The 19,373-nt window shown below is 74.6% G+C and carries 15 protein-coding genes; 9 read left to right on the forward strand and 6 right to left on the reverse strand.

Annotation, left to right across the window (positions count from 1 at the left end; translation table 11 throughout):
• Window positions 1-185: 185 nt before the first annotated feature.
• From ACFVU3_RS19760 to ACFVU3_RS19775, 4 genes are all read right to left on the reverse strand, one after another.
• Window positions 186-2,324 carry a hypothetical protein gene (locus ACFVU3_RS19760; protein ID WP_390067740.1) on the reverse strand — a complete coding sequence of 713 codons (2,139 nt, stop codon included), beginning with the start codon at window positions 2,322-2,324 and terminating at the stop codon, window positions 186-188.
• Between the two features lie 144 nt (window positions 2,325-2,468).
• Window positions 2,469-3,287, reverse strand: coding sequence for an alpha/beta fold hydrolase (locus ACFVU3_RS19765; protein ID WP_390067741.1), 819 nt, complete (start codon window positions 3,285-3,287; stop codon window positions 2,469-2,471).
• Between the two features lie 84 nt (window positions 3,288-3,371).
• Complete coding sequence (locus tag ACFVU3_RS19770) at window positions 3,372-3,767, reverse strand: hypothetical protein (RefSeq protein ID WP_390067742.1); 396 nt, start codon at window positions 3,765-3,767, stop codon at window positions 3,372-3,374.
• A gap of 56 nt (window positions 3,768-3,823) precedes the next feature.
• A complete protein-coding gene (locus ACFVU3_RS19775) occupies window positions 3,824-4,855 on the reverse strand; it encodes a hypothetical protein (protein ID WP_390067743.1) in 1,032 nt (343 codons plus the stop codon).
• A 134-nt stretch (window positions 4,856-4,989) separates the two neighbouring features.
• Here ACFVU3_RS19775 and ACFVU3_RS19780 point away from each other — a divergent pair, with 134 nt between their 5' ends.
• The 3 genes from ACFVU3_RS19780 (at window position 4,990) to ACFVU3_RS19790 (ending at window position 7,689) form a co-directional block, all read left to right on the forward strand.
• Window positions 4,990-5,322, forward strand: a complete 333-nt coding sequence (locus tag ACFVU3_RS19780) for a glyoxalase superfamily protein (protein ID WP_390067744.1) — start codon at window positions 4,990-4,992, stop codon at window positions 5,320-5,322.
• Between the two features lie 193 nt (window positions 5,323-5,515).
• Window positions 5,516-6,250, forward strand: coding sequence for a translation initiation factor IF-2 (locus tag ACFVU3_RS19785; protein ID WP_390067745.1), 735 nt, complete (start codon window positions 5,516-5,518; stop codon window positions 6,248-6,250).
• Between the two features lie 389 nt (window positions 6,251-6,639).
• The gene (locus tag ACFVU3_RS19790) at window positions 6,640-7,689 is read left to right on the forward strand and encodes an iron-siderophore ABC transporter substrate-binding protein (protein ID WP_390067746.1); all 1,050 of its coding nucleotides are present in this window, start codon (window positions 6,640-6,642) and stop codon (window positions 7,687-7,689) included.
• A 234-nt stretch (window positions 7,690-7,923) separates the two neighbouring features.
• Here ACFVU3_RS19790 and ACFVU3_RS19795 read toward each other — a convergent pair whose 3' ends face one another.
• A complete protein-coding gene (locus tag ACFVU3_RS19795) occupies window positions 7,924-9,942 on the reverse strand; it encodes an ABC transporter ATP-binding protein (RefSeq protein ID WP_390067747.1) in 2,019 nt (672 codons plus the stop codon).
• A complete protein-coding gene (locus tag ACFVU3_RS19800; RefSeq protein WP_390067748.1) occupies window positions 9,939-11,765 on the reverse strand; it encodes an ABC transporter transmembrane domain-containing protein in 1,827 nt (608 codons plus the stop codon). Before ACFVU3_RS19800 ends, ACFVU3_RS19795 begins: the two co-directional genes overlap by 4 nt.
• Before the next feature lie 389 nt (window positions 11,766-12,154).
• On the opposite strand from ACFVU3_RS19800, the gene ACFVU3_RS19805 reads away from it, so the two are divergent.
• The 6 genes from ACFVU3_RS19805 to ACFVU3_RS19830 all read left to right on the forward strand — a co-directional run bounded on the left by ACFVU3_RS19805 (window position 12,155) and on the right by ACFVU3_RS19830 (window position 19,168).
• Window positions 12,155-13,222, forward strand: a complete 1,068-nt coding sequence (locus tag ACFVU3_RS19805) for a FecCD family ABC transporter permease (RefSeq protein ID WP_390067749.1) — start codon at window positions 12,155-12,157, stop codon at window positions 13,220-13,222.
• Window positions 13,219-14,340: a FecCD family ABC transporter permease gene (locus ACFVU3_RS19810; protein ID WP_390067750.1), complete on the forward strand. Its 1,122-nt coding sequence runs from the start codon at window positions 13,219-13,221 to the stop codon at window positions 14,338-14,340. Before ACFVU3_RS19805 ends, ACFVU3_RS19810 begins: the two co-directional genes overlap by 4 nt.
• A complete protein-coding gene (locus ACFVU3_RS19815; protein ID WP_390067751.1) occupies window positions 14,337-15,263 on the forward strand; it encodes an ABC transporter ATP-binding protein in 927 nt (308 codons plus the stop codon). The genes ACFVU3_RS19810 and ACFVU3_RS19815 overlap by 4 nt, the downstream gene beginning before the upstream one ends.
• A 125-nt stretch (window positions 15,264-15,388) precedes the next feature.
• Window positions 15,389-16,336 (forward strand): nitrilase-related carbon-nitrogen hydrolase, encoded by a 948-nt coding sequence (locus ACFVU3_RS19820; protein ID WP_390067753.1) that lies wholly within the window; start codon window positions 15,389-15,391, stop codon window positions 16,334-16,336.
• Between the two features lie 142 nt (window positions 16,337-16,478).
• Window positions 16,479-17,564 (forward strand): hypothetical protein, encoded by a 1,086-nt coding sequence (locus ACFVU3_RS19825; RefSeq protein ID WP_390067755.1) that lies wholly within the window; start codon window positions 16,479-16,481, stop codon window positions 17,562-17,564.
• A gap of 206 nt (window positions 17,565-17,770) precedes the next feature.
• A complete protein-coding gene (locus tag ACFVU3_RS19830; protein ID WP_390067757.1) occupies window positions 17,771-19,168 on the forward strand; it encodes a condensation domain-containing protein in 1,398 nt (465 codons plus the stop codon).
• The last annotated feature ends 205 nt before the right edge of the window (window positions 19,169-19,373 follow it).

Here is a 19,373-nt window from a genome sequence, read left to right on the forward strand (position 1 = left end):
GCGTGACCACTCCGTCCGTCGGATCCTGGGGGGCCACAGCTTTCTGCGACGGCGGTGGGCCTCCGGCCACCGACGGGCCGCACTGCGCCTACTGGACGGCGGCGCTCCACCCCCAGGAGTGAGCGGGCGGAGGCCCCTCACGGGCGCCCGGAGCAGGGCCACCGCCCCTCGGAGCCGACGGCGCGTCAGCCCTCGGCGTGACGTCCGATCCACTCCAGGGCGGCGGAGTGCTCGGCCTCGGTCGGAACGGGGCTCAACTGGTCCGGGTGGCGGACGAGATGGTGCTCGCGGGCCGTGCGGACGCCGAGCGCGCGGGCCTCGGGGGACAGGCCGGGGTGCTCGGCGACCTCCAGGGCGCGCTGCCACCAGCCCCGGCTGCGCAGGTCGACGGCGTAGTGCCACAGCGGCTGCGCGGGGTCGGCGACCCCGAGGAGCACCTGCCGCACGTGGTCCTGGCGGACGCCGGGGGCCCCGAGCAGCCGGTCGGCCACCAGCAGCGGATGCTCTCCGTCGAGACGGGCCCGCAGCAGCACCCACGTCATCAGCCGGCCCACGTCGTGGGCGCGCGAGGTCACGCACTCCCACAGGGCGGCGGCCTTGGCCTCGTCGGGGGCGCCCAGGTGGGTGAGGAGCCGCAGCTCGTTCTTCCAGACGGGTCTCGGCCCGTCCCACCACGAGACCAGTTTCTCCGCGGCCGGGTGTCCGAGGTCGAGGGCGAGGCAGGTCAGGGTGACGAGCGGGTGGCGCCATTCGGTGTACGTGGTCCGGTACTTCTTGGCCAGGTCCTTCATCCGGCGCGGCAGCAGCGCGTCGACCTCGGCCGGCCCGGCCAGCCCGTGGGAGTGGAGCAGTTCGAGGCAGAAGCCGAGCCCCTGGAGGCCGGTGCGCGGATCCGCGATCCGCTCCCGCAGCCAGCGCACGTCGCCTTCGGTGAGGGTGCGGTACCGGTGCCACACGCGGCACAGCGAGCCCTCGTAGGCGGTCAGGTCGGGACCGGTCCCGGAGAGGAGCCCGTCGCGGGCGGCCTCGTAGCGGCCCAGGGCGGCCAGCGCCTCGGCGGCGTCGATGACGGGGGCGGTCGTGGAGGCCGTGGAGGTGCCGGCGAGCGCGGGGGGAGTGGACGTCGTGGCGGCCGGCCCGGCGGGTGGGGTGGCCCCGGCCCGGAGGGCCGCCTCGCGTACGTGGTCCACGTGGTCCCGCGCGGTGTCCGCGGCGAGGACGCGCAGGGGGCGCGGCAGCCGTTCGTCGGTGGCGAAGCGGACCGCCAGCAGGCCGGTGTACGACCGGGCGGCCAGGGCGCCCACCCCCGTCTCCCGGCGCCAGTCGGCCGTGACGGCGCCGGCCAGCGCACCGTACAGCCCGCGCAGGGCGCTCTCCGGGGCGTCGTGCGCGTCGAGTTCCGCCGCGAGGGCGACCGCGGCGCGCACCGCGTCGGGCTCGTGGAGCGACCGGTGCAGCGACAGCCAGGCGGACACCGCGCCCCTGTCGCCCGCGAGCGCGAACGCCCGCACGGTCCGCAGGCCACGCTCGGACGGCACCAGGGCCGGTACGCCCGCCGCCGGGGGACCGAGGGCGGCGACGACCTCCCACGCCTCCTCGCGCTCGTGGCGCAGCAGGGCATGGAGCAGCTCCCGCCAACCGGTCCACTTCTGGAGCTGCCCGCCGTACTCCTCCCGCCAGGCCCGCAGGAGCCGATCCGTCTCCTCGGGCGTGAGTCCGTCGCGCCGCTCCAGCGAGACCGCGAACGGCGTGGCGGCCGCGAGGTCCGGAGGCCCGTCGAGCCGCTCGTGGAGCCACGCGGCCTCCACGGGGGACAGCGGCCGGTAGCGGCAGGGGCTCACGCCGCGGTCCACCGGCTCGTCGAGAGCGGCGAGGAACTGCCGTACGCCCGCGCGGTCGGAGGGGTCGGGCAGCCCCGTGTCGTCCCGGCGGGTGATCCGGTCCAGCTGGAAGGCGCCCTGCGGTCCCCCGTCGGCGACGCGGAACCCGGCGGGCCCCTCCCCGAGCCCGGCGGCGACCACGGCGTGGTCCCCGCCCCAGTGCAGCAGCAGCTCGCCCCTCAGCGCGCCGGAGCGGTCGAAGGCCCGCCCGTGGGACTGCCAGTGCCAGTACGCGAAGGAGACGGGGGCGGCGAGACCCCGCTGCGCGACCCACTCGGCGGCGTCCTCGTGACCGTCGGACTGTGTGTACCGCCCGCGCCCCGGGGGCGGAAGCGCGACGAACCCGTCACCGCCGAGCTCCCGCCACCAGGCCGAGATCACGGCGAGGTCCGAGCGCCCCCGCCGCGTACGGCTGCCGGCCGAGGTGCTGCCGGGGTCGTTCACGTGTCGCTCCCTGGGGCGTCCGGATTCCGTGGCGGACGGCGATCGCGTCCACGGATCACCCTGTCACAGCGCACGGACAGCCCCGTCCGGAGGAGACCTGTGATCCGGGGGTGCCGTGCCGCGGGACGGTGGGCGGGGCGGAGGTCAGGGCAGGTGGGACAGGAGGAGTTCGGTGAGGCGTTCCGGCGTGCGGAGCGGCAGGTAGTGGTCGGCGTCGGGGACGGTCTCGCCACGGGCTGCGGGGATGTCGGCGACGAGCCGCTCGGCGATCACCGCGATCTCCGGATGGTCGTGGACGCCGTGGACGACCAGCGTCGGCACCCTGATCTCGCCCAGGTGGGGTTCGGCGTCACGGCCCGTGGAGAGGACGCAGTGCTGTTCGCTCACCACGCGTCGCTCGGCGTTCGCCGCGACCATCGTCCCGATGAGTTCCCCTCCGGGGGCCCGGCGGCCCAGGGCCGCCCAGACCGACAGCTCCAGGTCGGCCAGGGCGGCCGTGTCACGCGCGCGCCGGGCCGCGGCGTACGCCGACAGCTCGGGGCTCTCCGGCCAGTCGTGACCGCTGACCGAGGCGCCGACCAGGGCGAGCGCGGTGACGCGTCCGGGGTGGGCGAGGGTGAAGTCCAGCGCGGTCTCCCCGCCCATGCTGAGGCCGACGAGCGCGGCCCGGTGGAGGCCGAAGTGGTCGAGGACGGCGCGGAGGTCATCGACGTCGCTGAACGGCTCGCGGGGCGCGGTGGAGCGTCCCAGCCCGCGGGCGTCGTACCGGATCACGTCATGGTGGCGGACCAGCTCGGGAAGGACGGCGTCCCACAGCCGGGAGTCCATCCCGGCGCCGTGCAGCAGCACGACCGGGCTGCCCGCGCCGGCGCGCTCGGCCCACAGCAGCCCGCCGCCGGGAGCGATGACGCCGTCTGCGCGAGTCGGGTTCGTGTCGGATCGTTCGCGGGAATCGGTGGTCACACCGTGATCATTTCAGACCGCTTCCCTCGGGGAGCTCGTCGGCCGCGCACCCTGGCGGAACACTCCGCGCGCGCGCGTGCGCGGTCAGGTCCGGCAGGGATGGAGGGACACGGATCCCGCTCCGACAGCGACCTCGACCCAGGTTCCATGGGCCTCGGCAGGGAGCGGTGACGCGAGGTCGAACAGGATCGGCGCGTCGCCCACGTGGAGGTACGCGGCGCCGTCCTCGGTGGGACTCAGGCGCCCGCGCAGCACCACCCGGTCGCCCTCGTCCCGCAACCCCGGCTCGGCGAGCGCGGCCGGTCGCGCGTTGCACCCCCAGCGGAGGTCCTCGTCGACCGTCCATTCGACGACGTGGGTGCCCTCCGCTTCCTCCCGGCCGCCGCCCCACAGCACCGTGGCGACTCCGGCCGGCGTATGCGCCCGGACCACCGTCGCCGGGTGGGGATTCCGCTCGACCATCTCCGTGCGTACCAGCATGGACCCATCATCCACGGTCGCCGGGGCGCGAGGGGTCCCGCGAGAGAGCGGCGGCGCTACTGGAAGCACCACCGGTGCGGGTGCGTGGGCTCGCCGGCACAGACGAAGACATGGAGCTCGCGGGAGCTGCCCGCGATGACGTGTGTGGGAGCGGCGTACCGGTGCGTGGGAAGGTCCCGGTCCTCCACCGGCTTCCAGCTCCCGCTGCCGCCGTCCCACTCCGAGCTGTCGACGGTCAGCAGGAGGCGCATCGGCGTCCCGCAGACGAGGCAGTCCATGGGGTACGGGTCGGTCCTGTGCCAGGAGGCGAAGCCGCCCACGCGCCAGCCGGGCGGGATGGACAGGTCGTACTGGTAGCCGGGCGGAGGCGTCGTCGCCCTACCGTCCGCCGGCCGGCCTGCCTCCTCTTCGAGGGCCTCCTCCCAGGCGTCGATCCGGGCGCGGAGCTCAGCGGGAAGAACGCCGGCGTCCGGGTAGGTGACCACCTGTTCCGGGTGCAGCGCGCAGGGTTCGGGGACGAGGTCGTCGGATCCGACGACCGCAGGCCGGGGCGGCGCGGCCAGCACGTCACCCACCTGCCCCGACCGTCGCCAGCGCAGGTGTATCTCCAGTTCGTTCCGGCCCGGGCCGTGCGCGGGGAAGGGGCACCAGAACACCTGGAGCAGATCGCAGCCGGCCGGCCCCGCGAGGTCGGGCACGTCCCGCCGGTACAGCTGCGCGAGTCCGACCATCGGCAGCGGGTCGGTCTCGGACGCACCGGGGATCACATGGTCCCGGCTCAGCTCCCGCAGCAGGTCCCTTTCCTCGTCCGTCGGCCCGGGACTCCGCTCGCGGGCCCACGAGGCGGCCAGGATCCGGCGCGAGCGGTGGATGTCGGCCGTCCGCCGGCCGCGCCCCCGGCCGTGGGCCTCATCGCACAGCGGCCACGGCTCCTCCGCGGGCCAGAGCATGGGACCGCCCACGGAACTGTCCCCGGGGCCCGGGTCCCCGGGCCGCGGATGGAGCCGGGTCGTCGTCCCCCGGAAGGCGGCCAGCTCCGGGAAGAGCGCCTCGACGTCGAGCGGGCGCGGGGGCGTGGTCCTCGTCATGGGGACGACCTCCGCCCCCGGGCACCGCGTCGGTCCCGCACGGCCGCGGTGTTCGCGGCGAACTTCGTCTGGATCACGCGGAGATTCTGCCAGTGCCGAGGGGTGCCCCCGGCGCGGTCTGCGACGATGGCGTCATGGACGAGGAAGCCATTCCGATTCTCCGCGTCGAGGACGCCGCGGCGGCCGTCGCCTGGTACGGCCGGCTCGGCTTCGCCGAGCAGTGGGTGCACCGTTTCGAGCCGGGGTTTCCGGCGTTCGTCGAAGTCGCCCGGGGCGGGGTCCGGTTGTTCCTGTCCGAGCACACGGGGGACGCCCGGCCGGACACGCTGGTCTACCTGCGGGTACGTGACGTCGGGGCGATCGCCTCCGAGTTCGGTGCGCAGGTGCAGGACATGCCGTGGGCGAGCGAGATCGAACTGCGCGACCCCGACGGCAACCGGCTGCGGATCGGCACGCCGAGGGAGTGACGGCCGGCTGTCGCCCTCGGGCGGCGTGACTGCCTGAAGGGTCCCCAGGCGCGTCAGGACGGCGTGGCTGCCGCAGGAACCCGACGGGCCGCCGGGCCCAAGTGGGCGTCGTACCGTCTGAGTACGATCGCCTACGCCGATCTGAGTACGTGAGCGGTGACCCGCTCCCGCGCGGCGCCGGAAGGGTGGACGCATGCGCCGACTCCTGCTGCTCGCCCCCCTGTTGCTGTGCACCGTCGGCTGCGGGGTGCTGCAGAACTCCGAGGGCGAGGCGACCGACGCCGCGCGCGAGGTGGCGAGGAAGGCGGGCGAGCGGCTCCACAGCCAGCGCCCCCGCACGGCGGAGCAGGTCGGGCGTTCGGCCTCCACCCTCGACGGCGTGGAAGTCCTCGGACTGGCCGGCACCGAGACCCACGAGGGCGATGGCGTCGAGGTCGTCGTCCGTACCTCCGGCACCGCCTACAACGGCTTCTTCGACGTGAAGGAAGTCGTCGTGCGACGCTGTTTCTCGATACGCGTCTCGCCCGCGTCGGAATGGGGCGAGAAGCCCGGCGACGTGGACTGCCCCGACGGCCCCGCGATGACCTTCGCCCCGCCCCCCGCCCCGCCCCGGCTCCCGTACGAGGAACTCCGCTCCCAGCTCCCCCGGGTGCCGAAGGGCGGCCGCGTGGACGAGGCGGAGGTGCGCCGCGTGATCGCCGGCCTGGACATGGACCCGGCGATCCGTACCGAGGTGGAGGAGGCCGGCGGCCGGGTCGGCATCCTCCTGGCGGTGAAGGGCGACGGGTTCGACGCGCAGGACTGCGTGCTCGCCCGCGTGGCCCCGGGCGAGACGGAGGTCTGGGTACCGCCCAGGATCCAGCGGATGCCCGGCGAGGGAGGCTGCTCGGTCGGCTTCGCCCTGAACCCCTTGCCCGCACCGCACTGAACCGCCGCCGGGGAGAGGGCTGAACGCCGGGGGACGTACCGGCGCGGCCGGTTCGAGCGCGACCCCGCACGGAGATCCGCAACAGGGAGGCGGGACAGGGGTGTTCGCGCGCTGGGGATGTGCGTCATGCGCGGTCTGTGGAGTCGACGCGCCTCCGTCGCTCGCGGGGTGAGGGACCGTCGATCGCCTCGTGCACCCCGCTCGACAGCCCGTCATGATCAGGTTAGCCTTCCCTAAGTTGATGTCAGGAGGGGTGAGGCTCCTCTCCGCCGCCGTCCCACACGCCGTCCCACACGCCGTCCCACCCGCCCGTCCCCGTCGGTACCCCGCGTCTGCTCGGCTCGCCGGTTCCCGGGGCGCGCACGGTGAGAACCCTGAAAGGACCACCCGTGTTCACTGGTACGAGTCCCGCGCTGCCGCGGTTCGTCAGACAGCTGCCGCGCGTCGCGGTGGCCGCGGTCGCCGCGCTCGCCCTGTCGGCCTGCGGAGGCGGCTCGGAGAAGACGGAAGCGAAGCCCGGGGCCACGACGGCCGACGGCTCGGCGTCGTCCGCCTTCCCGGTGACGGTGGAGCACAAGTACGGCAGCACGACGATCGACAAGGAGCCGAAGCGGGTCGTCACGCTGGGCCTCTCGGACCAGGACGCGGTCCTGGCGCTCGGGGTCACTCCGGTCGGGGCGGTGGACTGGTTCAAGGAGAAGCCGTACGGCAAGTGGCCGTGGACCAAGGACAAGTGGGGGTCCGCGCAGCCGCAGATCGTGGGGGAGCGCGACGAGTACAACATCGAGAAGATCGCCGCGCTCAAGCCGGACCTCGTCATCGCGCAGTACTCCGGCATGAAGAAGGAGCAGTACGACACGCTCTCCAAGTTCACGAAGGTCGTGGCCCAGCCCAAGGGACTGCCCGACTACGGCGCTTCCTGGCAGGTGATGACCCGGCAGATCGGCGCGTCCCTCGGCAGGACGGCCGAGACCGACGAGCTGATCGCCGGCATCGACGCCCGCTTCAAGGCCGCCCGCGACAAGCACCCCGAGTGGGCGCGGAAGACCCTCGCCGTCGCCGACAGCTTCGAGGCCGGCAAGTACTCGGCGTTCACGAAGACCGACCCCAAGTCGATCTTCTTCCAGGAGCTCGGCTTCAAGCTGAAGCCCGAGATCGACACGCTCGCCAAGCCCGGCTGGAACGTCGCCGAACTCAGCGCCGAGAAGCTCGACGTCCTCGACGTCGACCGGCTCGTGTGGGTCACCTCCAGCACGGACGCCAACACCCGCATCCAGGCCGAGCCGCTCTACAAGAAGCTCAAGGTCCACGGGGAGAAGCGCGACCTGTTCGTGCCGTACCAGGACCCCGACATCGGCGCCGCGTTCTCCTTCAACACGGTTCTGTCGATCCCGTACGCCATCGACGAGATCGAGCCGCTGCTCACGGCCATCAAGTAGCTCCGCACGGACGGTTGGAGGGCCGGTCGCAGGACCGGCCCCCGGCCGCAGCAGGACGACGCCGCCCGCGCAGGACCTCCTCGCGCGGGCGGCGTCGTCGTACCCGGGACGACGGCGGGCCGGGCCGCCCGCCCACCGCACGGTGGCGTCGGTGGCCCGGCCCCGCCCACCTCATGGTGGCGCCGGAGGTCGGGGCCCGCCCACCGCGACGTGGCTTCGGCTTTCAGGCCCCGCTCACCGCACCGTGGCGTCGGACTCCGCGGCCGGACCCTGCGCGGGGCCCGGGACCGTGCTGGTCCCCGCCCGCCCGTCCACGTCCGGCCGGCTGTCCGACCACGCCGCCCACAGCTCCGCGTACCGGCCCCCCGCCGCGACGAGTTCGGCGTGGGTGCCGGTCTCGACGATCCGGCCCCCGTCGAGGACGACGACACGGTCCGCCGCGGCGGCCTGGGGCAGCCGGTGGGCGACCACGATGCCGGTACGGCCTTCCAGGGCGCGCTCGGCCGCGGCCTCCAGGACCCGCGCGCCGGCGCTGCCGGCGTCGGCGGTCGCCTCGTCCAGGATGGCGATCGGCGGATCGGCCAGGACGAGCCGGGCCAGCGCCAGGTGCTGGGCCTGGGCGACCGTCAGCCGGTGGCCGCCCTCGCCCACGACCGTCGCCAGACCGTCGGGGAGCGCCTCCGCCCAGTCCAGGGCTCCCACGGTGTCCAGGGCCGCGCGCAGGTCCTCGTCCGTGGCCTCCGGCCGGGCCAGGCGCAGGTCCGCCGCGAGCGGGCCCGCGAACACGTGCACCTCCTGGCTGATCAGGGTCACGGCGCGCTGGACGCCCTCCGGGCCCAGGTCGCGGACGTCGACCCCGCCGAGCGAGAGCGAACCGCCGCTCGGGGCGTGGATGCCTGCCACGACCTTGGCCAGGGTGGTCTTGCCCGCGCCGCTCGCGCCGACCAGGGCCACCCGCTCCCCGTCCCGTACGTCCAGGTCGATCCCGGTCAGGACGGGCCGCCCGTCGGCGTACGCGTGGTCGAGCCCCCGCACCCGGACGGCGCCGTCGGCCGGGCGCTCCCCTCCCCGCTGCCGCTGCTCGGCGGGCAGGTTCGCGACACCGATCAGCCGCGCGAAGCTCGCGCCCGCGGACTGGGCGTCGTCGATGAGGTAGAGCGCGGCGTTCACCGGGTTGAAGAGGCTGTGGAAGTACAGGGCGGCGGCGGTCGCGGTGCCGATGCTCACCGCGTCGTCCTGGACCAGCAGGAATCCGGTGCCGAGCATGGCGGCGAGGCCGATGAACTCGGCCAGGTTCAGCCGGGAGAAGAACCCGGTCACGAGGTGCTGGCCGCGCAGCGCCAGGTCGCGCGTCGCCGCCGACCGGCCGTCGAGCAGCGCGGCGTGCGGGCCGTTCAGACGGAAGGCCCGGACGGTACGGACCCCGCCGATGCTGTCCAGCAGCTGGTGCTGGAGCGCGCCCGTGGCGACGCGGTGCTCCGCGTACACCGGCGCGGCACGGCGCAGGTACCAGCGGACGGAGAACGCCTGGACGGGCAGCGCGAGGAGGGCAGCGAGCAGGAACCGCCAGTCGAGGACGGCGAGGCCGACGAGGGTGAGGACGATCGTGAGCGCCGAACGGGCGAACTCGGGAAGCGCCTGCCGCACCGACTTGGCGATCACGGAGACGTCGCTGGTGACGCGGGAGACCAGGTCCCCCGAGCCGGCTGCCTCGACGCGTTCGAGGGGCAGGCGGAGGGCCCGTTCGATGAATCGTTCCCGCGTGGTGGCGAGCACCGACTCGCCGACCCGGGCGACCAGGATGCTGCCGACCGCGGCGGCGGCGCCCCGCGCCAGCGCCACGACGACCAGCAGGACCAGCGGGACCGTCAGCGCCTCCGTCCCCCGGCGGGCCGTCACCAGGTCCACGATGTGGCCCAGCAGCGGAGCCGTCAGCAGACCGATGGCGGTGCCGGCGACCAGGACGAGGGCGGCGGCGACGGCCAGGAGCCGGTGGGCGCGCAGGATGGGGCGCAGGGCGGCCAGACACTCGGCACCGTCGGCCGTCGGGAGGAGCGCGCGGTCGGCGGCAAGGGCGCGGTCGGTGGGAGGCGCGCCGTCCGCGGCGGGCGCGAGGTCCGAGGGAAGTGTGCGGTCCGCGGGGAGCGCGCGGTCCGTGGAGTCCGTGCCGGCGCCGCTCATGTCCGTCTCCGTGCCGCTCGTCGCTCGTGGCGCCGCGGCCACGGGTGTGGGGTCCTCGTGCACGGCGCTCATGCCAGCACCGCCGTGCGGTAGTTCTCGTCGGTGGCGAGGAGTTCGCCGTGCGAGCCGCGGGCCGTCACGGTCCCCCCGTCGAGGACGACCACCCGGTCCGTCGTCGCGAGGAGGGCCGGGCTGGTCGTGACCAGGACGGTGGTGCGCCCTCGCCGGATCTCCCGCAGACCGGCCGCGATCCGGGACTCGGTGACCGTGTCCACGGCCGTGGTCGGATCGTGCAGGACCAGGACCGGGCTTTCCGCGGCGAGCGCCCGGGCGAGGGCGACGCGCTGACGCTGGCCGCCGGAGAGGGTCCGGCCGCGTTCGGCGAGCACCGCGCCGGCTCCGCCGGGCAGCATCCGCGCGACCTCGTCCGCCCCGGAAGCGGCGAGGGCCGCGTCGACGGACGCGGTGCCCGCGTGGACGGTCTTCGTGCTCGTACCGGAATTCGTCGTGCCCGGGTGGACGGTGCTCGTGCCGGAGTTCGTGCCCGCGTGGACGGTCTTCGTGCTCGTCGCCGCGTCGCCGTCGGCCGGCAGGTCCGGGGCGTCGGCGCCCGCCCGCACGACCTCCAGGAGGCTTCCCTCGAAGAGGTCGGCGTCGTGGTGGGCGACGAGGACCGAGCGGCGCAGCAGGCCGGGGTCGAGGTCGGTCAGCGGCACGCCGTCGAGTTCGACGCTGCCGTCGGTGGGGTCGGCCTCGCGGGCGAGGGCGAGCAGCAGGTCGTGGGCGGCGGCAGGGTCCCGGGTGACGATCCCGGTGAGGCTGCCGGCCGGGAGGTCGAGGTCGACTCCGCGCAGGGTGCCGAGACGGACGGCGCGCAGCCGGACGTGGCCCGCCCCCGGCGTGGCGGGCGCCTCGTGCCCGCCGGCCACGGCGGCGGGGGAGGCGAGGACCTCCGCGATCCGCCGGGCGGAGGCCCGGGCCTGGGCGAACTCGGCGTTGGCGTAGGAGAGGAGCTGGAAGGGGCCGAGCAGGAACTGCGCGAGACCGACCGCGGCGACCAGGTCGCCGACGCTGATGCTTCCGTCCATCGCGAGGTAGGCGCCCGCGATGCCGATCAGCGCGATGAAGCCCCCGGTCAGACCGAGCAGCGCGCCCTCGTGGCCGGCGCGGCTGCGAGCCGCCCGCAGGGCCGCGGCGAGCGAGTCCTGACTGGTCGTGCGGTAGCGGGCCACCGCCGCCGACTCCGCTCCCATGCCCTTGAGGACCCGGAGTCCGGCGACCAGGTCGGCGGCGACGCCCGAGGCGTGTGCGGCGCTCTCCTGTTCGGCCTCGCTGCGCTGCTCCAGGGGCCGGCTGATGCGATGGCCGAGCCAGAGCAGCGGCGGAATGCCGAGCAGGACGAGGAGACCGAGGGGGACGGAGATCCTCAGCAGGGCGACGGCGCTGACCACGAGCGCGGCGATCGCCGCGCAGCCGTAGGGGAGGACCGTGGCGACCGAGCCGACGCGGCGGGCGTCATGGGTGGCGATGCTGGTCAGCGCGCCCGGCAGCCGGTTCGCGTCCGCCCCGCCCCGCGGGTCGAGGACGCGGGCGCCGAGTTCGAGCCGGAGCAGGTGCGCGGCGTGTTCACCGGCGCCCTCGGCGATCCTGGCGCTGGTCCGGTAGCAGGTGGACAGTGCGAGGAAGAGGACGCCGAGCAGCAGGAGCCAGCGCAGCAGCGACGGCGCGGACCCGGTGGCGACCGCCGAGTCGATGGCGGCGCCGATCACCACGGGGACCAGCGCCTCGCACGCCTGGTGCGTCATGCCGAGCGCGGACGCCGAGACGACCCTTCGGCGCTGACCCCTGATCACCCCGCGCAGGACGAGCTCTCCTGTCGGCCGTTCCTCTGGCATGGGACCCTCCCCTCTGGACGACTCTGAAGTTAGGCAAGGCTATCTTGGGTCGCGCGCGCCCCTGAGGCGGCGGGTCGCCCTGCGTGCCTGGTCGGGCGGCCCCTCGTCCTCGCGTCCACGTGCGTTGACCCGCCCCTCACGTTCGGTTAGCCTCCCCTAAGTTGCAAGCCTCGTGCGCGTCGAGCCGCCACTTCGTCCCGAAGCGCGCGATCCCTGCAGCGCACCGCACCGCATCACACCGCACTGCTCGGCGCCGCTCCGATCCGCCCAGCCCGGCCCGGCCCGGTTCAACTCGGCTCGGCACAGATCCACGCAGGACAGCTCCGCTCCGCACACCTCAGCTCACGAACGATCGCGGTACACGTGCACCGCCGTCAGGGGGACAGTCGTTGCCGGTCGAAACCAGGGCCGTGCCGGAGCAGCCCGCCCGCCCCCTCGCCGCGCCCACGCTCCGCCGCACCTCCACGGCTCTGCGCGGACTGGGACTGCTCGCCGTGCTGGCCGCGCTCGTCCTGGTGAGCCTGCTGAGCATCTGGACGGGCACCCGGGGCATCCCGTTCTCCGCCACGTGGAGCGCGCTCTGGAACCCCGACGGGTCCGAGACCTCGGTCATCATCCACGACTACCGCATCCCCAGGACCCTGCTCGGACTCCTCGTCGGCGCGGCCCTCGGTCTGTCGGGCGCGCTGATGCAGGCGCTCACCCGCAACCCGCTCGCCGAGCCGGGGCTGCTCGGCATCAGTCTGGGCTCCTCCGCGGGCGTCGTCGTCGCCATCGCCTTCCTGGGCGTGGGCTCCGTCCTCGGACACCTGTGGTTCGCCTTCGCCGGCGCCGCCGTCGCCTCGGTCGTCGTCTACCTCCTGGGCTCGGCGGGCCGCCAGGTCGCCACTCCCGACCGGCTCGTCGTCGCCGGAGCGGCGGTGACCGCCGTGCTGTACGCCTTCAACTCGGCGGTCCTGCTGCTGAATCCGCGCGCCTTCGACCAGTTCCGCTTCTGGACCGTGGGCTCCCTCGCCGGCCGCTACCTCGACGTCGTGTACGTGATCCTGCCGTTCGTCGCGGTGGGCCTGCTGATCGCGCTGCTGCTCGGCCCGTCGCTCAACGCCCTCGCGCTGGGCGACCAGATGGGCCGGGCACTCGGCGTCGACGTCCGCAGGACCCGGATCCTCGGTGCCGTCGGCGTCGTCCTGCTGTGCGGCGCCGCGACCGCCGCCGCGGGGCCGATCGCCTTCGTCGGCCTCGTCGTCCCGCACATCGCCCGGTTCGTCGTCGGCCCGGACCAGAGGTGGGTCCTCGCCCATTCGATGCTCCTGGCCCCCGTCCTGCTCGTCGGGGCCGACGTCCTGGGCCGCGTGATGGGTGCGCCGGGCGAGGTCCAGGTGGGCATCGTCACCGCGTTCATCGGCGCTCCCGTGTTCCTCGCGCTGTGCCGTCGCCGAAAGCTGGTCATGCTGTGAACACCGCACGCGCGGAGAAGACCGCTCCCGCCGAGAAGCCGCCGCGCGGGGCGGGCGGCTTCGTCCGCCGGCCGCGCGTCATCACGGGATCCGTGCTGCGGACCGGGGCGGGCGGTCTGTCGGTACGCGTCCGGGGCCGGGCCCTCGCCGTGACGGCGGTGATCCTCGTCGCCCTCTGCGCCGTCGCGCTGGTCAGCCTCGCCACCGGCGACTACGAGCTGACCCTGAGCGAGGTCCTCCGGGCGCTCGCCGGACAGGACACCGGCGGCGCCGACTTCATCGTCAACACGCTGCGCCTGCCCCGCCTGCTGACCGCGCTGGCCGTCGGCGCCGCCCTCGCCGTCAGCGGCGCCCTCCTCACGAGCCTCACCGGCAACGCCCTGGGCAGCCCCGACATCATCGGCTTCACCAACGGCTCGGCCGTCGGCGCGCTCGTCGTCATCATCCTGATGCACGGCAGCATGACCCAGATCGCGACCGGCGCCCTGATCGGCGGCCTCGCCACCGCCGCCGCCGTGCACCTCCTCATGCTCGGCCGGGGACTCCAGGGCTTCCGGCTGGTCGTCATCGGCATCGGCGTGAGCGCCCTGCTGCTCGCCGTCAACTCGTACCTCATCACCCGGGCCACCTTCCAGGAGGCCCTGGAAGCCCAGGCGTGGCTCATCGGAAGTCTGAGCAACCGGGGCTGGACGCACGCGAACGCCATCCTCCTGGCGTGCGCCGTCCTCCTCCCGCCCGCCTTCCTCCTCTCCCGCCGGCTCGCCATGGTGGAGATGGGCGACCTCACCGCGACCGCCCTCGGCGTCGACGTCACCCGCACCCGCGCCGTACTCCTCCTCGTCAGCGTCGCCCTGGCCGCCTTCGCCACGGCCGTGACCGGCCCCATCTGGTTCATCGCCCTGGCGGCCCCCCAGCTCGCCCGGCGCCTGACCCGCACCGCCGGCCCCGCCCTGCTGCCCGCCGCGCTCACCGGCGCGCTGCTCCTGGCCGGCAGCGACCTCGCCGCCCAGCGGCTGTTCGCCCCGGCGCTCCTCCCGGTCGGCACGGCGACCGGCACCATCGGCGGGCTGTACCTGATCTGGCTGTTGATCACCGAGTCGCGAAAGAGCCGCGCATGAACGGACCGCACCCCACGACGCCCCGCCCGCGCACCGAGGACCCGCCGCCGCACCCGCCCGCCGAGGGCCCGAAGTCCCGTCTGCGCGCCGAGGACCTGACGCTCTCCTACGACGGGCGGACGGTCGCCACCCACCTCGGCGTCGCCATCCCCGACGACTCGTTCACCGTGATCATCGGGCCGAACGCCTGCGGCAAGTCCACGCTCCTCAAGGCGCTCGCCCGGATGCTGAAGCCCCGTCACGGGCAGGTCTACCTGGACGGCGCGGCCATCGCCTCGTACCGCTCCCGCGAGGTCGCCCGCCGGGTCGGACTCCTGCCGCAGACGTCCACCGCCCCGGGCGGCATCACGGTCGGCGACCTCGTGGCCCGCGGCCGCTACCCGCACCAGGGGATGCTCAAGCAGTGGTCCGCCGAGGACGAGGCGGCCGTCGTGGAGGCCATGCGCAGGACCGGCGTCCTCGACCTCGCCGACCGGCCCGTCGACGACCTCTCGGGCGGCCAGCGGCAGCGCGTCTGGCTCTCCATGGTGCTCGCCCAGCAGACCGGCCTGCTGCTCCTCGACGAGCCCACCACCTTCCTCGACATCGCCCACCAGGTCGACGTGCTCGACCTCTGCGCCGAACTGCACGCGCGCGAGGGGCACACGGTCGTGGCCGTGCTGCACGACCTCAACCAGGCGTGCCGCTACGCCACCCACCTCGTCGTGATGCGCCCCGGCGGCACGATCGCGGCCGAGGGCGCCCCGGCCGACGTCATGACCGCCGAACTGGTCGAGGACGTGTTCGGTCTGCCCTGCCGCATCATCGACGACCCCGAGACCGGCACCCCCCTCATGGTGCCCGCCGCCCCCCGGCACCTCGCCCCCGGCGCCACCACCCCGCCCGAGCCCGCCGCCGAGCCGGCCGACGCCCGGCCCCGCTGAGGGCGGCGCGGCGGGCGGCTCCCCGCGCCTCCGGTGCACCGGACGAAGAACGCGCGGGCGGACGGCACCGGTGGCGTCCCGGCCTGGTATTGCCGAACGGCACGCGAGGTTCCTAGCGTCGGACCATGACCACGACTCCCGCCGCACCCCGCCGTACCGTCACCGTCGCCGTCGTCCAGGCGGCCGCCCCGCTCTTCGACACCCCGGCCGCGGTGGCCCGGGCCGAAGAACTCCTCCGCGAGGCCGCCGCACGGGGAGCGGCGATGGTCGTGCTTCCGGAGGCGTTCCTCGGCGGCTACCCCAAGGGGCTGGACTTCGGCATCACGGTCGGCAGCCGCACCCCCGAAGGCCGTGACCTCTTCCGCCGCTACCACGCCGCCGCCATCGAGGTCCCCGGCCCGGAGACCGAGACCCTGGCCGCCGTCACCCGGGAACTCGGCTGCCACGCCGTGATCGGCGCGGTCGAACGCCACGGCGGCACCCTGTACTGCGTCGCGCTCTTCTTCGGCCCCGACGGCTACCTGGGCCTGCACCGCAAGCTCATGCCCACCGCCGCCGAGCGCTATCTGTGGGGCCAGGGCGACGGCTCCACCCTGCCCGTCGTCGACACCGGCACCGCCCGGCTCGGCGCGGCCATCTGCTGGGAGAACTACATGCCGCTGCTGCGCACCGCGATGTACGCCAAGGGCGTGGACCTGTGGTGCGCGCCGACCGTCGACGACCGCGACGCCTGGCAGGCCACCATGCGGCACATCGCCCTGGAGGGCCGCTGCTTCGTCCTCAGCGCCTGCCAGTACCTGCGCCGCGACGCCCTCCCCGACGACCTCCACCCCGTCCAGGGCGACGAGCCCGGCACCGTACTCATCGGCGGCGGCTCCGTCATCGTCTCCCCGCTCGGCGAGGTCCTCGCCGGCCCGCTGCGCGACGGCGAGGGCGTCCTGACCGCCGAACTCGACCTCGACGACCTCGCCCGCGCCCGCTTCGACCTCGACACCATCGGCCACTACGCCCGCCCCGACATCTTCACCCTCCACGTCGACGAGACCCCCCGCACCACCGTCACCGGCGCCTGACCGCGGACGGCGGACGGCCGGGCGAGGGGGAGACCGGGCGGGACCGCGGGCCCGGGACCGCTTCACCGGCGCCGGCCGGCGCTGTGCGATCATGCGGAGGCCCTGGGGAGGGGCCGGAAACACGGGGCAAGGGGGTCCGGGCATGAGTGGTGAGCGGGACGGTTCGTCGGTACCCGACGAGATGTGGGAGGAGTTCCTGCGGACGTCGGCCGACGGAGCGGGGGACGCGCCGAAGGAGCCGTCCGCGCGCGCCCGTGAGGCCGCGGCCAGGCTGCGGACGGAACCCGCCGGGCCGGCACCCTGGCGCGCCCCCACGTCCCCCGCCGTGCGCCCCCGGAGCCGGAAGGGCTGGTACGTGGCGGGCTTCGCGGCCGCGGTGGCCCTGCTGTTCGTGGCCGTGGACCCGGGCGGCCTCGTCGGCTGGTCCGGCGACGGGGACCACCCCACGGCCCCGCTCGCGCAGGAGACCGCGCGGCCGGAGCAGGCCCCGCCCGCCGACGAGGACGGGCGCGCCACGCTCGCCGAGCCGTTCCGCGGATCCCCGGCGGCGCGCTGGGCGAGCGGCACGGCCGGCATCACCGTGCCCGCGGCCGAGGCCACCGGCTGGATGACGCGGCAGGAGGTCGGACGCGCCCTCGCGCGCACCCGTGACTTCCTCGCCGCGTCGAACCTGGACCCCGGGGTGCTGCGCGGCGGACGTCCGGCGAAGGCGACCGCCCTGATGAACCCGCACCAGAAGGACGTGACGGCCTTCGTCGCCACGGCGCTGAGCACCCCCGGCGAGGAGCACGACCCGCTGATGCTCTTCAGCCGCTTCGACCCGGCCCAGGCCCGGCTGGTCGGCGACGAGGTCAGGACCAGGGGTCGCCTCTCCTACCGCGAGGGGAAGCGCGGAGCGGTCGAGGTGACCGCCGACGTCACCTACGTGTACCCGGTCGCCCCGGCCGGCGGCGGCGACGAGGTCGTGCGCGTCGTCGTGCGGCGCGAGACCGTCGTGAGCTGGGACGACCCGTCCGAGGTCACCACCGAGAAGGGCACCTTCACCCTCCTCTCGTACAAGCTCGACATGACCAACGGCGGCTGCGGCGCACCCACCGGCCACTTCCGCCCGGAGTTCGGCGGCGGAGCGCCGGCCGCCGCCGCGGACGGCCCCGCGGTCGATCCGTACGACCGCACGGCTCCCCTCGGCGAGGGCCGCGACGGCTGCGGCACCGCGACGCGTTCGTAGCCGGGGCGGGCTCCCGCGCTCCGGGAAGCCGCCCCGAGACCGGCCCTCGCCGGCCGGACAGCACCCCTCCACCGGCACGCTGACTCTCCGTTCGACCCGACACCCGTTTGGTTGCAATGAGTGAGAGGGGCGTGTCCCGGCCGTGCCCGCCGCCCTTGCTTGAAGGGGCTCCGCACCCGGAGCCCACCTCCAACAAGGGAGCACGTGTGCGCATCACCGACATCCAGCGAGCCGACCTCCGGCCGGGACGGCTCGTCGAGTGGACGCTGAGCCCGGCCACCGTAGCGGCCGCGGCGGCGCGGTCGGAGGACGCGCGGCCGCCGGCGTACATCCAGGAGACCCACCTCCGCAGGGCCCGCACCGTGCGGGGCGAGGGGCTGGTCGTGCCGACCTGGATCGGGGTCGGGTTCGACCTGGCCGGGCCGGTCGACGTCGACGTGCTCCAGGAGGCGCTGCTGACGTGGACTCGGCGGCACGAGACGCTGCGCAGCGGCTTCCGGTGGGCCGGGGCCTCGGGCGACGAGCTGCACCGGTTCACGCTCGACGCCGGGGACATGGCGCTGCACCGGGAGGAGATCGGCGACTTCCCCGACGCGGACCACCTCGCCCAGCGTCTCCAGGACCGCTTCGACGAGGTCGCGGACGCGCTCGTGTGGCCGAACCTGATCTACACGGCGGTCCTGCGGGACGACTCGGCGAGCGTGTACCTGGCCTTCGACCACAGCAACGTCGATGCCTACTCCCTCTTCCGCATCCCCGCCGACCTGCGGGAGCTGTACGAGGCCGGACCGGCCGCGGAGGAGATCGAGGAACCCGCCCCGGTGGCGAGCTACGTCGACTTCTGCGAGCGGGAACGGGCGGACGCCGACCTCGTCGACGGCGGTCACGACAGCGTGGCCCGCTGGCGGGAGTTCATCCGGCGCTGCGGCGGCCGGCTGCCGGGCTTCCCGGTGGAGCTGGGGCTCACGCCCGACAGCCCTCCCGCCCGGCAGCTCATGCTGTGCGAGCCGCTGGCGGACGCGGCCGAGGCCGCGGCGTTCGAGGCGTACTGCCGGCCGTACGGCGGCAGCATGGCCGGCGTACTGGCGGCGACCGCGCTGATCGTGCACGAGCTGAGCGGAGAGGACGTCTACCGGACGGTCGTGCCCTTCCACACCCGCGGGAACTCGCGGTGGGCGGATTCGGTGGGCTGGTACGTGGGCGGTGCCCCGATCGAGGTGCCGGTGGGCCGCAGCCCCGACTTCGCCGACGTGCTGCGGGAGGTGCGCGGTGAACTCCTCGCCCACCGGTCGCTGGCCCGGCTCCCGCTGAGCCGCGTGCTGGCCCTGCTCGACGACACGCAGCGCCCCAGCTCGCCGGACCTCTGCTCGCTCGTCTCCTTCGTCGACACCCGGTTCTTCCCGGGGGCCGAGAAGTGGCAGGAGCAGCGGGCGCGCGGACTGATGCGCGTGTCGTACAGCGATCACGTCTACGTCTGGGTCAACCGGCTGCACGAGGGGCTGTGGCTGGCGACCCGTCACCCCGACACGGAGGCGGCCGCCAAGGCGATGCGGATCTATGCCGAGCGGCTGCGGAGTTACATCACCGGCGTCACGGCGGGGTGAGCGCCTTCCGGAAGCGATCGGACGACATCCCGGCGAGCGTCCGCACGCTGATCGCTCTTCGGCGGCGGTGACCAGGGGAGTCGCGAAGGACCTGGCCGGCGACGGCCCTGGCCGACGTGCGATGCTCACGGCGTGGAGATCGACAGCGGGCGGGCGGGCGAAGGGCGCGCCTCCCGGGCGATCGATGGAAGGTCACCGAACAGGC

Source organism: Streptomyces sp. NPDC058052 (assembly GCF_042885515.1).
Classification (GTDB): Bacteria; Actinomycetota; Actinomycetes; order Streptomycetales; family Streptomycetaceae; genus Streptomyces.

What these genes read in the sequence shown, in the direction of transcription:
- ACFVU3_RS19770 (WP_390067742.1), bottom strand. Translation starts at nt 3,767, where the DNA reads ATGCTGGTACGCACGGAGATGGTCGAGCGGAATCCCCACCCGGCGACG.
- ACFVU3_RS19775 (WP_390067743.1), bottom strand. Translation starts at nt 4,855, where the DNA reads ATGACGAGGACCACGCCCCCGCGCCCGCTCGACGTCGAGGCGCTCTTC.
- ACFVU3_RS19780 (WP_390067744.1), top strand. Translation starts at nt 4,990, where the DNA reads ATGGACGAGGAAGCCATTCCGATTCTCCGCGTCGAGGACGCCGCGGCG.
- ACFVU3_RS19785 (WP_390067745.1), top strand. Translation starts at nt 5,516, where the DNA reads ATGCGCCGACTCCTGCTGCTCGCCCCCCTGTTGCTGTGCACCGTCGGC.
- ACFVU3_RS19795 (WP_390067747.1), bottom strand. Translation starts at nt 9,942, where the DNA reads ATGAGCGCCGTGCACGAGGACCCCACACCCGTGGCCGCGGCGCCACGA.
- ACFVU3_RS19800 (WP_390067748.1), bottom strand. Translation starts at nt 11,765, where the DNA reads ATGCCAGAGGAACGGCCGACAGGAGAGCTCGTCCTGCGCGGGGTGATC.
- ACFVU3_RS19815 (WP_390067751.1), top strand. Translation starts at nt 14,337, where the DNA reads ATGAACGGACCGCACCCCACGACGCCCCGCCCGCGCACCGAGGACCCG.
- ACFVU3_RS19820 (WP_390067753.1), top strand. Translation starts at nt 15,389, where the DNA reads ATGACCACGACTCCCGCCGCACCCCGCCGTACCGTCACCGTCGCCGTC.
- ACFVU3_RS19825 (WP_390067755.1), top strand. Translation starts at nt 16,479, where the DNA reads ATGAGTGGTGAGCGGGACGGTTCGTCGGTACCCGACGAGATGTGGGAG.